This window comes from Campylobacter concisus UNSWCS (assembly GCF_000466685.1).
Classification (GTDB): domain Bacteria; phylum Campylobacterota; class Campylobacteria; order Campylobacterales; family Campylobacteraceae; genus Campylobacter_A; species Campylobacter_A concisus_A.
Window position 1 is genome coordinate 17,067 of the sequence record NZ_ANNG01000005.1, and the last position, 13,323, is coordinate 30,389.

10 protein-coding genes and 2 pseudogenes are annotated in these 13,323 nt (G+C 39.5%); 4 read left to right on the forward strand and 8 right to left on the reverse strand.

What is annotated here, in order from left to right:
* Positions 1-167: 167 nt before the first annotated feature.
* The 5 genes from UNSWCS_RS00905 to UNSWCS_RS00925 all read right to left on the reverse strand — a co-directional run bounded on the left by UNSWCS_RS00905 (position 168) and on the right by UNSWCS_RS00925 (position 5,518).
* Positions 168-1,610 carry a potassium/proton antiporter gene (locus UNSWCS_RS00905; protein ID WP_035143320.1) on the reverse strand — a complete coding sequence of 481 codons (1,443 nt, stop codon included), beginning with the start codon at positions 1,608-1,610 and terminating at the stop codon, positions 168-170.
* 20 nt (positions 1,611-1,630) lie between these two features.
* Positions 1,631-2,068, reverse strand: a complete 438-nt coding sequence (locus UNSWCS_RS00910) for a pyridoxal-5'-phosphate-dependent protein (RefSeq protein WP_002940300.1) — start codon at positions 2,066-2,068, stop codon at positions 1,631-1,633.
* 30 nt (positions 2,069-2,098) lie between these two features.
* Positions 2,099-3,340 (reverse strand): ArsS family sensor histidine kinase, encoded by a 1,242-nt coding sequence (locus tag UNSWCS_RS00915; protein ID WP_021086920.1) that lies wholly within the window; start codon positions 3,338-3,340, stop codon positions 2,099-2,101.
* Complete coding sequence (locus UNSWCS_RS00920; RefSeq protein ID WP_002940190.1) at positions 3,340-4,017, reverse strand: response regulator transcription factor; 678 nt, start codon at positions 4,015-4,017, stop codon at positions 3,340-3,342. The genes UNSWCS_RS00915 and UNSWCS_RS00920 overlap by 1 nt, the downstream gene beginning before the upstream one ends.
* A 97-nt stretch (positions 4,018-4,114) precedes the next feature.
* On the reverse strand, positions 4,115-5,518 hold the full coding sequence (locus UNSWCS_RS00925) for a Do family serine endopeptidase (protein WP_021086953.1): 1,404 nt from the start codon (positions 5,516-5,518) through the stop codon (positions 4,115-4,117).
* A gap of 155 nt (positions 5,519-5,673) precedes the next feature.
* Between UNSWCS_RS00925 and UNSWCS_RS00930 the strand changes: the two genes are divergently transcribed.
* From UNSWCS_RS00930 to UNSWCS_RS00940, 3 genes are read left to right on the forward strand one after another with little or no spacing between them, the layout of a single operon-like run.
* The gene (locus tag UNSWCS_RS00930) at positions 5,674-6,558 is read left to right on the forward strand and encodes a DnaJ C-terminal domain-containing protein (RefSeq protein ID WP_021086968.1); all 885 of its coding nucleotides are present in this window, start codon (positions 5,674-5,676) and stop codon (positions 6,556-6,558) included.
* 3 nt (positions 6,559-6,561) lie between these two features.
* Positions 6,562-6,936 (forward strand): heat shock protein transcriptional repressor HspR, encoded by a 375-nt coding sequence (locus tag UNSWCS_RS00935; RefSeq protein WP_002940240.1) that lies wholly within the window; start codon positions 6,562-6,564, stop codon positions 6,934-6,936.
* 3 nt (positions 6,937-6,939) lie between these two features.
* Positions 6,940-8,565 (forward strand): cation:proton antiporter, encoded by a 1,626-nt coding sequence (locus UNSWCS_RS00940; protein WP_021086900.1) that lies wholly within the window; start codon positions 6,940-6,942, stop codon positions 8,563-8,565.
* Positions 8,566-8,830: 265 nt separating this feature from the next.
* Here UNSWCS_RS00940 and UNSWCS_RS00945 read toward each other — a convergent pair whose 3' ends face one another.
* The 3 genes and pseudogenes from UNSWCS_RS00945 to secA all read right to left on the reverse strand — a co-directional run.
* Entirely contained in the window at positions 8,831-10,030 is a 1,200-nt protein-coding gene (locus tag UNSWCS_RS00945) for an ABC transporter permease (protein WP_002940233.1), read from the reverse strand.
* A gap of 51 nt (positions 10,031-10,081) precedes the next feature.
* A pseudogene (locus UNSWCS_RS12715) lies at positions 10,082-10,183 on the reverse strand (SEC-C metal-binding domain-containing protein); the annotation flags it as partial.
* A 108-nt stretch (positions 10,184-10,291) separates the two neighbouring features.
* A pseudogene (gene secA, locus UNSWCS_RS00950) lies at positions 10,292-12,688 on the reverse strand (preprotein translocase subunit SecA); the annotation flags it as partial.
* 97 nt (positions 12,689-12,785) lie between these two features.
* On the opposite strand from secA, the gene lolA reads away from it, so the two are divergent.
* Complete coding sequence (gene lolA, locus UNSWCS_RS00955; RefSeq protein ID WP_012001621.1) at positions 12,786-13,298, forward strand: LolA-like outer membrane lipoprotein chaperone; 513 nt, start codon at positions 12,786-12,788, stop codon at positions 13,296-13,298.
* Positions 13,299-13,323: the final 25 nt, after the last annotated feature.

Consider the following 13,323-nt stretch of genomic DNA (forward strand, 5'->3'; position numbering starts at 1 on the left):
TATTAAATTTTAAAATTTATGAGCGAGCGTATCTAAAATTTATTGGGGCTTTTAAAACGCATGCGACACAATGGTGCTATCGCATGCAGTTTTATTTTTAAAAATTTATCGTGCGTTATAAATTTATAAAATCAAAATTCAGCATCAAACGATGACAAAACTTAAATTTAATACGTTAAATACTTAATCGTATCTTGATAAAGCACTTGATTTTCGCATTGTATCAGTAATAGGTCATTTTCTTCAAAGATTGTTGAGCCAGTTGGTTTTAGATACTCGTTTTTACGCTTTACAAGCAGGATCAAAAACTCACTTGGTAGCTCAAGCTGAGCTAAGTTTTTGCCAACTAGCTTTGAGCCGTAGTGTATGGTGTGCTGGTGAAGCGTGTAGGTAAGGATCGGTGAGTTTACGATGACTTCAGCTGGCGCCTGCTCGCTCTCTTTGACCTTAAATTTATCAGCCGCAAAGCCGATCGACATACCCTGCATCAAAATAGAGATCAAAACCATGAAAAATATAATGTTAAAAATCATACCCGAGTCTGGAATACCATCTACATAAACATAGGTCGCAAGCACGATAGGCACGACGCCTCTTAGCCCAACCCATGAGATGAAAATTTGCTCATTTATCTTAAATTTAGAAAAGGCAAGCGAGGCAAAAACACCAAGCGGCCTAGCAACGAGCATGAGCCATAATGCCAAAATAAGCGCCAACAGCGCAGTTGCAGGAAGTTGTGAGGGATTTACCAAAAGGCCAAGCGTCAAAAAGACCACTATCTGCATCATCCAAGCGATACCGTCGTGAAAGCCGATCAAATTTTTCTTATGTGAAAACTCTTTTTTATTTATAAAAATTCCCGCTATATAAACAGCCAAATAGCCGTTTCCACCGATCTTGAAACAAATCGTGTATAAAAGTAAGATCCAAGCGATAGAAAAAACTGGATAAAGTCCCCAGCTCTTTAGGCTAAGTCTGTTGAAAATAGCTGGTAGCGCCACGCCAAAAAGATAGCCCATGCTTATGCCGATGCCAAACTGCTTAACCAGCGTGATCGCCCACTCAGTCGCTGTTGGCGTGCTATTTAGCGAGATCATCTGAATGATCGTCATAGTTAAAAATATCGCCATTGGATCGTTTGAGCCAGATTCCAACTCAAGCAATGGTGCAATGCTATTTTTAAGTGAAATTTTCTTGGCTCTTAGTATGGCAAATACCGCTGCTGCGTCTGTTGAAGAGATAATGGAGCCTAGCAAAAAGGCTTCCGCCCAGGTAAAATCAAGCAGATATTTTGCTACTGGAGCGATAGCTAGCGCGGTTAAGAAAACACCAAGTGTAGCAAGCGCTAAACCTCTACCAAAGATAGGTTTAATCGCTGCAAAATCAGTATCTAGCCCACCAGCATAAAGTATAAAAATAAGTGCTAGCATGCCGACATTTTGAGCGATCATTTGATCATCAAAATTTACGCCCAGCAAGCCATCTGAGCCAGCTAGCATGCCAACGCCTAAAAATATTATTAAAGATGGAATTCCAAATTTATCAGAGATCTTACTTAAAAGAATGCTAGTTATAAGCAAAACTGCAAAAAATAGTAGTAAATTCTCCAAATAAACTCCACAAAATTATATTAAATTATACTTTCAAAAACTTCAAATTTATCTTGATTTACAAGCATCTCAAGCAAGACGCCGTAGTTGTCTTTTATCTCATCTTGAAGTTTTATAGCAAGCTCTTTTGCGTCTTTTCCATCTTTTGGATAGGTAACTACTAGATCGATCGGCTCAGCGTTTAAAAACTCTTGTATGCCAGTTAGTAGCTCGCTAGCGCCTCTTTCGTTTGTGCCGTGAAGCACGACTACGTAGTGTTCGTTTTCTCTTATGACAACGTCTGTTTGTCTTAGGATTTTTTCAAAAATTTCGCCATATTCTTTACTATTTGGCAAAGAAAAATATATCAAAGATAAATTTTTCGCATAGTCCTTTACGTTTTTGTATCGCTTTATGAAAGCTATCTCAAGATCGATTATTGATAAAATATCAACTGCCGAGAAGATTTTTGCCGCCATTTTTACACTCCTTTTTTTGCGGTTTTGATTTTACGCCGCTATTATATCTTGTAAATTTTCAAAAATAAAGACATTCATTCCGTTTTTGTATTCGTAGCCAAATTTTAGTCCGTGAGCCTCAAGGATGTTGCTAACTATATATAAACCTAGACCAAAGCTCTTTTGCGCATCCTCGCCTTTGATAAATGGCTGGATGTAAAAGTCAAGGTCATTTTTTAGCTTCTCGCCTTGGGTTATAAATTTCATATGATCCTTGCTAACCATGATATTTACGTGCTTATCGGTTGAATACTTTATGCCATTATCTATCATATTTTTTATAGCGACAGAAAATAGCTTAAAATCAACCATCACCCTAACCTCATCAAGCTCGCTAATGCCAACATGCTCCTTTTCAACCATCGCTATATCGATAGCCTCATCGATGAGATCTCTCATAAGGCAAGGCGTTTTATTGGTAAGTCCTATCTTTGAAGTGATCTGCTCGATCGCTGCAAGCTCGTTTATCAAATTTTCAAGTTTGTGAAAGACAGAGATGAGCCTCTCTTGATTTTTACTTTTTTCTATCATTTGAGCAGCGATCAGCCCTTTTGTGATAGGCGTTTTTAGCTCGTGCATGATATTTCTTAAGAAAAGATGCCTTGAGTCATTTAGTGTTTTGATCTGACAAACAGCCTCATAAAATGCCTCTGAAACTTCAGAAATTTCATCCTTGCCATTACCGACATTTTGCACGCCGTCAAGCTCGCCATTTGCAAATTTTACGATCTGACGCTTTAGCTTTCTAAGCGGCTTTATCTTATAGATAACAAAGATATAAGCAGCTAGCAAAATGACTGCAACTACGGCAAATACAGCCTTAATTACCTCGTATCTATAAGGCTGAAATTCTTTATCCATCAAAAGCTTTAGCTCGTCTAAATGCTCGATCTTTAGGTAGTGATGCTTATCATAAAGCAAGATCGCACTTGATCCTAGATCACTTGAAATTTCTTCTAAAACGGCTGCATTTTTTAAAATTTCTTCTTTTTCATTTTTAGCTGTGATCTCTGGCATGTCGATGTTTGAGAGCTGGCGGTCGTACTGAGCTTTATTTATGATGCCGCCCATATATAGTAAATTTGTCCTAGCGACGTTTGAGTATTTGTTGTTTAGCTCTCTTGTGTAGTTTTGTTTATCAAAGCCCATGAGCCACAAAAATGCTAGAAATATCGAAACGAGCGCGAGCCCAAAGATAAACGTTATCGTGATAAATATAGAAGATCTTGGCATCAAAGGACCAACTTATATCCGATGCCGCGGATCGCGTGGATGTATTTTGGCTCTTTTGGATTTTCATTTAGTTTTTGGCGAATTCTGCCGATGATGACGTCGATACTTTTGTTTGAGCTATCTTCATTTATGCTCTCGCAGTTGTAGATGAGCTCCTCTCTAGTGACCGCCCCACCCTCTTTTTGAAGCAGATATTTTAAGATGTCATACTCCGCTGCGGTTAAATTTAGCACGCTGCCTTTAAATAAAATTTCCCGCTCAAATTCTTTTAAAACCAAGTCTTTGTTTAAATTTCTTGCCTCATTAGCTGGAGCTATGCTCTGCCTTCTTAGATGGCTTTTTATGCGAGCAAGAAGCTCTTGTGGGTCATAAGGCTTTGGCAGATAATCATCCGCGCCGTTATCTAGGGCATTTACTTTGTCTGTTATATCGTGCCTTGCGCTTGAGATGATTATAGGGATGTTGTGTTTTTTTCTTATCTCTTTGCACACCTCTAGTCCGTCCATGCCAGGGAGCGTAAGATCAAGGATAACTAGGTCAAATTCACTTGTATTTAAAGTAGATAGTCCGATATATGGCTCCTCAGCCGTCGTTACTTTTATGTCGTAGTTTTCTAGGTATTCAGTCAAAATTTCAGCAAGCTCCATATCATCTTCTATCATTAAAATTCTAGTCATGATCTTTCCTGATGTAAATTTATTTTTAAGGATTATAGCAGATAAAGGTTTTAAAAATTTAAAAGAGTTAAGAGCTGAAATTTCAGCTCTTAAGTAGTTATTTTATAACAAGGCCTTGCATGATGCCACCGCGGTTTATCCACACTAGCGTCTTTTTGCCTTTTGCGTTTTTAACTGTGCTTGCAAATGTTTGAATATCTTTTATGCTCTCTTCGCCAACTTGAACGATCACGTCGCCTCTTTCAAAGCCAAAGTCTTCAGCTTTTGAGCCAGATTTTACGTCAGTTACAAGCACGCCTTGAGTGTCTGGACTGATCTTATATTTAAATCTTATCTCATCGCTTAGATTACTAACGCTAAGACCATCGATGATGACGCTTTTTGTCGCATCTTTTGCGTTGTGATCCATATTTACAAGCTTGATTTTTGTATTCATAATTTTATTTGATCGCTCGTAAGTTATATCAACGCTGCTATTTGGAGTTAGTGAGCCGATGAAATTTTTAAGATCATTTGCGTTTTTGATAGCTTTACCATTTGCTGAAATAACCAAGTCGCCTCTTTTTAGCCCTGCTTCATCTGCTGGCATGCCCTGCTCTACGCCGCTTATTAGCGCACCCTCTTTATTTGTGTAGAGCTCTTTTTGCTCATCAGTTAAATTTGCTATCGTTACGCCGATAAATCCACGTTCAATCTTGCCGTCAGTTATTAGCTTTTTAGCGATATCTTTTACCATATTTGATGGTATGGCAAAGCCTATGCCGTTGTTGCCACCACTTTTTGAAAGTATGGCTGAGTTTATACCGACTAAATAGCCCCTGCTATCAACCAAAGCACCACCTGAGTTGCCAGGGTTTATAGAGGCGTCTGTTTGGATGAAATTTTCATATTGATTAAGTCCGATATCATCTTTATTTAGCCCTGAGACGATGCCTTGAGTGATGCTCTCGCCTACGCCAAATGGATTGCCTATGGCAAAGACGACATCTGCGTCAAGCAGCTTTGATGAGTCAGCAAATGTGATAGCATTTAGCCCATTTGCCTCTATCTTTATAACGGCTAGATCAGTCTTTGGATCGCTGCCTATTAACTTTGCTTTATACTCCTTGCCGCCCTTTGCCAAGGTCACAACGATCTGGTCGCTATCTTCGATGACGTGGTTGTTTGTAACGATGTAGCCGTCATTTGAAATGATGACGCCAGAGCCAAGAGAGGTTGTCTTTTCTTTCTCTTTTGGTTTTGCAAAGTTAAATCCAAAAAATTCATTAAAAAACGGGTCATTAAACATCTGTTCGATGCCAGCGTTGCTTACTGTTTTTGTAGTTGAGATATTTACAACTGAAAGTTTTGCCTGAGCGATAGAGCCATAGTATGATAGGACACTATTTTTATCACTTAACGGCGAAACTCTAGTTACATCTTGGTTTGCTTCATTAAATTTAATATCAGCTCCCATTAGCAAAGAAGCCGCTGCTAATGAAATTAGCATAAATTTTTTCATTTTTTTCCTTTAAATTGAAAATGTCTTGAAATTATAAATAGAGCTTAAAAATAAAATCTTAACGCTTTTTTCTCCTTTGTAAATAAAAATAAACTTGACTTGCATAGACTAAAGTTTTGTGATATAATCCGTGTCAAAAAACATAAGGAGAATATATGAGCGAAAGCTTATATGAAACTTTAGGAGTTTCAAAAGGCGCATCAAGCGACGAGATAAAAAAAGCCTATAGAAAACTTGCTAGAAAGTACCACCCAGACATCAACAAAGACCCTGGAGCAGAGGATAAATTTAAAGAGATAAACGCTGCTTATGAAATTTTAAGTGACGAGAAAAAACGTGCCCAGTATGATCAATACGGCGATAATATGTTTGGCGGTCAAAATTTCCACGACTTTGCCAGAGGCTCGGCCGATATGGGCGATCTAAACGATATCGTGAAAAATATTTTCTCAGGTGGATTTGGTGGAGGTTTTGAAGGATTTGAAGGCTTTGGCGGAGGTGGATTTGGCTTTGGCGGAGCTGGGTTTGGCTTTGGCGGAGCTGATCTAGACGTAAATGCCAAAATTTCTATACCATTTGACGTAGCTGTAACTGGCGGCGAACATAAGATAAATTTTAATGGCGAAAGTATCAAGATAAAGATCCCAAGCGGCATAGAAGGTGGCGAAAAACTTCGCATAAAAGGCAAAGGCAAGAGTGCTGGCGGTCAAACTGGCGATCTTATACTTGCCATTAGCGTTGAGCCAAGCGACGAGTATGAAAGAGTCGGAGATGATCTTTATAAAGATGTAGAAATTCCACTAAAAACTATGCTCTTTGGCGGCAAGATAAATGTGCATACATATAAAAAAGATGTAACTATCAAAATCGCTGAGAACTCAAAAACAGGCACAAAGATCCGCTTGAAAGGATACGGTGTGCAAAACAGAAAGAGTGGAATTTATGGCGATCTTTACTTAAAAGCTAGGGTAAAACTTCCAAACATTAGTGAGCTTGACGAGGGCTTAGTAAAAGAGTTAAAAGAAAAATTACCGGAGTAAAAAATGCAAAATTACGAAGAACCACTTTTTTTAATAAGCGTTGTAGCAAAGGTTTTAAGCATACATCCACAAACTTTAAGACAATACGAAAGAGAGGGACTAGTTGAACCCTCAAGAACAGATGGCAAGATGAGGCTCTACTCGCAAAAAGACGTTGATCGTGTAAAAACCATACTAAATTTGACCCGCGAACTTGGCGTAAATTTAGCAGGTGTTGATGTGATACTTCAGCTAAAAGAGAAAATTGACGATTTAGAAGCAACTATTGATGATTTAAATAAAAAATTACACGAAGCTACCAGTCAAACAAGCACCAAAAGATCGCTAGTGAAGAGAAAAAGTAGCTTTGATCTTGTATTTTACGAAGGCAAAAAATAATATATGGAACAAATTTTAGAAGGCTTCTTGCTTGTCGCTGCGATCTCAGTCGCGTTAAATGTCATTTTTAAGAAATTTCAGATACCAACCATCATCGGCTACATCGTAACCGGCACGCTTATATCAGAATTTTTCAACCTAAAAAGCAACGATGAAATTTCTCATATAGCGGAATTTGGTATCGCATTTTTGATGTTTACGATCGGACTTGAGTTTAGCTTTAAGCACCTGATGAGCATGAAAAAAGAGGTCTTTCTAAATGGCGGTCTGCAAGTTTGTTTAAGCGGCTTTGTGATGGGCGTGATGCTTTACTACGCGCTTCATCTAAAGGACGAGACAGCACTTATCGCAGGTCTTGCCTTTGCTCTATCTTCAACTGCGATCGTGCTAAAAACGATAAATGACAACGGCGATGTGAGTAAAATTTATGGTAGAAAGGCACTTGGAATTTTGCTATTTCAAGATATCGCCGTCATCCCTATTTTGCTTATGATAGATATGTTTAGCTCGCAAGATGCCTCGATAAATGAGCTTTTGCTAAAGACATTTACGAGTGCGGTTATCCTTATCGTTGTGCTATTTTTGCTCGGCAAATACGTCATCAACTGGATATTTTACAAAGTAGTTCAGACAAACTCTCAAGAGGTCTTTATCGCAACGATCCTCTTTTTGGTCGTTGGCTCTAGCACGCTAGCTCACTTCTTTGGCTTTTCATACTCACTTGGTGCGTTCTTAGCTGGTATGATGATGGCAGAGACGCAGTATAAGCACCAGATCGAGGTCGATCTCATACCTTTTAGAGATCTGCTTCTTGGACTATTTTTTATAACCGTTGGCATGCAGATAAATTTTGTAGTCGTGCTTTCAAATATCTGGCTAGTTTTAGGGCTAGTCTTTAGCATAATGGTCGTAAAAGCCATCGTCGTTTTTGCCGTTTTAAATATCTACTTAAAACGCAGGGTCGCTGCTAAGACCGCACTTAGCGTCTGCCAGATCGGCGAATTTGCACTGGCTGTCTTTGGGCTGATGACTACTAGAAATTTACTAGATGTCCAAACAGCTCAAATTTTCATCGCAGCCTCTGTTATATCGATGTTTGCAACACCTTTTATACTTAAAAAGCTTGACGTTTTAGCTGATCTTGTAGAGCGTGAGGTGGTAGTTGAGTCAAACGAGACCTTAAAGCCACAAAAACTAAAAAATCACATCGTGGTCTTTGGCTATGATAGGCTTGGTCAAGAGGTGGTTTTAAGGCTAAAAGAGACAAAGCTTTTATACATCGTGCTTGATAACGACATCAGCCTAGTTGAGCTTGGCAGGAGCCGCGGGGAAAATGTATTTTTAGGTAACGTGCTTCAAAGTAACACTCTTGAAAACGCTTGCTTAGACGATGCAGCCGCTGTCATCATAACTGTAAATAACGAGCAAAGAGTTGAGCTAATCGCGCAAAAGATCAAAGACTACGGAGCAAATATCCAAACGATCATCAAAGCAAATGGCGAGGGCAACAAAGATATCTTTGGCGAGCTAGGTGCAAATTTCCACCTTATAAGCGAAGAGCGCGTCATGGCAAAAACCCTTGTTCACGAAGCCCTTCAGTGTAAGATCGACCACGACGTAAGAGCGTAGTAAATTTAGCTTCTTAAAACACGTTTTTTTGTTAAGTTCGTTTAAATAAATTGATAAAACTATTAGCAATATTGTTGATTATATAAGAAAAAAAGAAGCTAAAAATTTGTCTAGCCGCAGTATCATTTAGATATAAATGGCAAAGAATTAAAAATTGATGAGCTATTAAAAGATAAAAAATAGAATTTATTGCAAATTAGAAAAAGCATATTAGAAAATAATATGCTTTTAAAAATCAAATTTAAAGCCTAGCTGTGCCAGGCTTTTACTCATTTCTTAAAGTTTGAAGGACATTTACCTCTGTGGCTTTTTTGGCTGGATAGTAAGACGAGATAGCCACGATAAACACAGCGCCAACCACGATAAGCACAAGATCGATGGTTGAGAGTTCAAGCGGTAGTTTGCTTGAGCCATAGACATCAGCTGGTAGGTCTATGATGTTGAAATTTCCAAGTAAAAATAGCCCCAAAAAGCCAAGCACTAAGCCAAATATAATGCCACCTCCGCCGATAACTAGCCCTTGATAAAAGAAGCTTCTTTTTATCTCGCCTTTGCTAGCTCCAAGTGCTAAAAGCAAGGCGATCTCCTGCCTGCGGTTCATCACAGTCATTAGCAGTGAGCTTATGATATTTAGCGACGCCACAAGGATAATAAGCATCAAAACGATAAAAAGCGCTCTTTTTTCAAGTGCGAGCGCTGAGAAAAAGTTGCCATTTTGCTCCCACCAGCCAATGGCAACCGTGCCTGCTGGAAGGCCTTCACGCACCCTTTTTATATCATCAAATGGCTTACTTGAAAAGATGTGAATTCCATCATAAACACCCTTTGGATAGTCCAAAATTTTCCTTAATGCATCAACTGAAGTATATGAAAACGCCTTGTCGTAGGCGATGAGCCCAGATGTAAATGAGCCGCCTATGTCAAAGCGCTTCATCTTTGGTGTTAGCGAAAAACCGGCTGGATCGGCCTTTGTAAAGATAAGCGTTAGTTTTTCATCGTTTCTTAGCCTAAACTCACTCGTTATGCCGCTTCCCACAAGTATCTCAAAGCCCTCTAGCTCTTTGTCTTTTAAAGCTTCATTTACGACCGAGTTTATCTGCTTTTCATCTTTAAAATTTACGCCATAAATTAGCCCGCCTTCAAGCGCATTTGCCGAGCGGTAGATGACCTGCGTGCTGATATATGGACTAAATTTAAGGTCGCTAAATTTAGCCTTTAGCTCATCTACAAAGCCATCATCGATCGATCCTTTAAAGGCACTTTGAACGGTTATAGGATAGTTCATCGTAAAAAGTTTGCGCTCAAATTCTTTATCAAATCCGTTCATGATAGCCATGGCAACTATTAAAACCATAAGTCCGATGCTAACACCAAGAAAGGCGAGCAAGGCGCTTAGAGCGATAAATGGCTGAGTTTTATCAAATCTTAAATATTTAAAAAGTAGGTACTTTGGTAAGCTTGTCATCAAATAGCCTTTAAAAGATTAAGGCGCTTTGGCGCCTTAAAAGTAGAAATTTTAAGCAAATATGCCTTTTTTAGGGCCACTTTTGCCGTGGCAATCTTTATATTTTTTACCGCTTCCGCAAGGGCATGGAGCGTTTCTTGGTATCTTTTTTTCTGGCGTGAAATTTTCATCTTCGCCTTGGTTGTTGTAGTTTAGAGGCTCATTTTCAGCATTTTGACTAGCTTCTAGCATCATCCTAGCTTGCTCTTCTTGCTCCTCGCGGCTCTTAAATCTAACGATTTGAAGCGTCTTCACGCTCTCAGTTTTTAGCCTGCCAACTAGCTCCATAAAGAGGTTGTAGCTCTCTTTTTTATACTCAACTAGCGGATCTTTTTGATTATATCCTCTTAGACCTATACCAGTTTTTAGGATATCCATCTGATAGAGGTGCTCTCTCCACGCATTATCAAGCACTTGAAGGTATAAAATTTTCTCTATATCTTTTCTTTGCTCTTCATTTAGCACGCTCATCTTTTCGTTATATTTAACCTCTAAAATTTGCGCTATTTTTTCTACTAGTTCATTATACTCTAGCCCTTTTAGCTCACTCTCGTCGATCTCTTCGCCGCAGTCTGCAAGGATGATAGAGCATAAATTTTTAATGTCATAGTCATCTTTCAAGCCGCCATGGAAAATTTCAGCCGTATCAAGTAAATTTGTAGCGTATTCAACTCTATTTTGAGCTATCTTTTCGCTCATATCGTAGTTTTTATCAAGTAGTTCATCGCGGTATTTATAGATAGTCTTTCTTTGCTCATTTGCCACGTCGTCATACTCAAGCAAGTGCTTTCTAGCCTCAAAGTGCAAGCTCTCGACTTTCTTTTGAGCATTTTCAACAGCTCTTGTCACCATGCGGCTCTCGATGCTTTCGCCCTCGTCGATACCAAGCCTATCCATGATCGCTTTTATGCGGTCGCTACCAAAAATCCTTAAAAGATTATCCTCTAAGCTTAGATAAAATCTACTCATACCAGGATCGCCCTGACGTCCAGCACGGCCACGGAGCTGATTATCTATCCTTCTACTTTCGTGCCTTTCGGTGCCGATGATATATAGACCGCCGAGGTCTCTCACCTCGTCGTTTATCCTGATATCAACACCACGTCCAGCCATGTTTGTAGCGATAGTCACAGCGCCTTTTACACCAGCTTGCGCGATGATCTCAGCCTCTTTTTCGTGGTTTTTAGCATTTAGCACAGAGTGTGGGATGCCAGCTTTTTTAAGCATCTCGTGAAGCACCTCACTACGCTCGATACTTGCAGTTCCCACAAGCACTGGCTGACCCTTTTCGTGAGCTTTTTTAACTTCGTCGATGACCGCTTTAAATTTCTCGTTTTGAGTTTTGTAGATAAGGTCGTTTTGATCGATCCTCTTAACTGGCACATTTGTTGGGATCGAGATAACTTCAAGATTATAAATTTGAGAAAACTCAGTAGCCTCTGTCTGAGCTGTACCAGTCATACCTGCAAGCTTTTTATACATCCTAAAATAGTTTTGATATGTTGTATCGGCAAGAGTTTGACTCTCTTCTTGGATTTTCACGCCCTCTTTTGCCTCAAGTGCTTGGTGAAGTCCCTCGCTAAAGCGTCTGCCCTCACTTAGCCGTCCTGTAAATTCATCAACGATGACGACTTCGCCATCTTTTACGACGTAATGAACGTCTTTTTCAAAGAGATTGTGTGCCTTTAGAGCTTGATCTAGGTGGTGGCTTAGCACGGCATTTTCAAGGTTGTATAAATTTTCAACCCCAAATAGCTTTTCAGCCTTGCTTATGCCAGCCTCTGTGATCATTATCGTTCTATTTTTTTCATCTACTATAAAGTCCCCCGTTGGCTTTGAGCCTGGCACGTTTGGATCAGCTGGAGTGCCTCTGGTAAGCTGTTTTGCGACTTGATCGGCTCTTATGTAACCATCAAGCGTGCGGTTTGTTGGACCAGAGATTATAAGCGGTGTTCTAGCCTCATCTATCAAGATACTATCGACCTCATCAACGATAACGAAGTTATGGCCTCTTTGCACCTTTTGACCAGCTTCAAATTTCATATTATCACGCAGATAGTCAAAGCCAAATTCTGAGTTTGTGCCGTATGTTATATCGGCGTTATATGCAGCTTGTCTTACTTCATCGTCATATCCGCCACTTAGTATCACATCGACGCTTAAGCCCAAAAAGTTATAAAGCTCGCCCATTTGCGTCGCATCACGCTTTGCAAGGTAGTCATTTACTGTTACTACATGCACGCCCTTGCCACTCATCGCGTTTAAGATAACTGGCAAAGTCGCAACCAAGGTCTTACCCTCGCCTGTCTTCATCTCGGCGATCCTACCCTCGTTTAGCACCATGCCACCTATTAGCTGCACGTCAAAATGGCGCATCTTAAGCACTCTTTTGCTGGCCTCTCTAACTAACGCAAAGACATCATTTAAAATTTGATCTAAAGCGACTTTCTCTTCGACGACTTGGGCTTTTAGCTCGTTAAATTTGATCTTAAGCTCATCGTCGCTCATCTTCTCATAAGTAGGCTCTAGCGCGTTTATCTGCGCCACACGTTTTATGTATTTTTTGACTTCTCTATCGTTTTTCGTGCCAAAAATCTTTCTAAATACCGATGAAATCATTACTTTACCTTCCTAAATTTTTAAACTTTGGATCTTAGCATAGTTTAACTATTTATTTAATTAAACTGGGCTAGAATACGCCAAAAAAGGATAAAAAATGAGAAAATTTTTAGTTGCATCTCTTGTCGCAGTTTGCTCATTTGGCGCTGGCTTAAATTTTAAAAGCCTGCAAAGTGACTTTACTCAAACTGTCTTTAGCGAAGGCAAGAGTGTAAATTATAAGGGTAGATTTTACGCTAAAAGCGACAACACCGCACTTTGGATATATGAAAGTCCAACGCCAAAGAGAATTTACTTTGACAAAGACAAGGTGGTCGTGATCGAAGATGAGCTTGAGCAAGCCATCATCTCAAGGCTAGATGACACGCCAAATTTGACGCAGGTCTTAGCTCACGCAGAGCAAATTCAGCCGACACTTTATAAGGCGATATATGACGGAGTTGAGTACTTTATAACGATCAAAAACACGCTTCCAACGACGATTGATTATAAAGACAAGCTCTCAAATAAGATAAAAATCACTCTAAGCAACCCTGTAAAAGACGCACTCATCCCAAAAGAGACGCTAACTCCAGTCATCCCACAAGGTTACGACATCGTAAATCAATAAATTTGGCTAGCTTTTAGCCAAATTT

What these genes read in the sequence shown, in the direction of transcription:
- UNSWCS_RS00940 (WP_021086900.1), top strand. Translation starts at nt 6,940, where the DNA reads ATGGAACAAATTTTAGAAGGCTTCTTGCTTGTCGCTGCGATCTCAGTC.
- lolA (WP_012001621.1), top strand. Translation starts at nt 12,786, where the DNA reads ATGAGAAAATTTTTAGTTGCATCTCTTGTCGCAGTTTGCTCATTTGGC.
- UNSWCS_RS00910 (WP_002940300.1), bottom strand. Translation starts at nt 2,068, where the DNA reads ATGGCGGCAAAAATCTTCTCGGCAGTTGATATTTTATCAATAATCGAT.
- UNSWCS_RS00930 (WP_021086968.1), top strand. Translation starts at nt 5,674, where the DNA reads ATGAGCGAAAGCTTATATGAAACTTTAGGAGTTTCAAAAGGCGCATCA.
- UNSWCS_RS00915 (WP_021086920.1), bottom strand. Translation starts at nt 3,340, where the DNA reads ATGCCAAGATCTTCTATATTTATCACGATAACGTTTATCTTTGGGCTC.
- UNSWCS_RS00935 (WP_002940240.1), top strand. Translation starts at nt 6,562, where the DNA reads ATGCAAAATTACGAAGAACCACTTTTTTTAATAAGCGTTGTAGCAAAG.
- UNSWCS_RS00925 (WP_021086953.1), bottom strand. Translation starts at nt 5,518, where the DNA reads ATGAAAAAATTTATGCTAATTTCATTAGCAGCGGCTTCTTTGCTAATG.
- UNSWCS_RS00945 (WP_002940233.1), bottom strand. Translation starts at nt 10,030, where the DNA reads ATGACAAGCTTACCAAAGTACCTACTTTTTAAATATTTAAGATTTGAT.
- UNSWCS_RS00920 (WP_002940190.1), bottom strand. Translation starts at nt 4,017, where the DNA reads ATGACTAGAATTTTAATGATAGAAGATGATATGGAGCTTGCTGAAATT.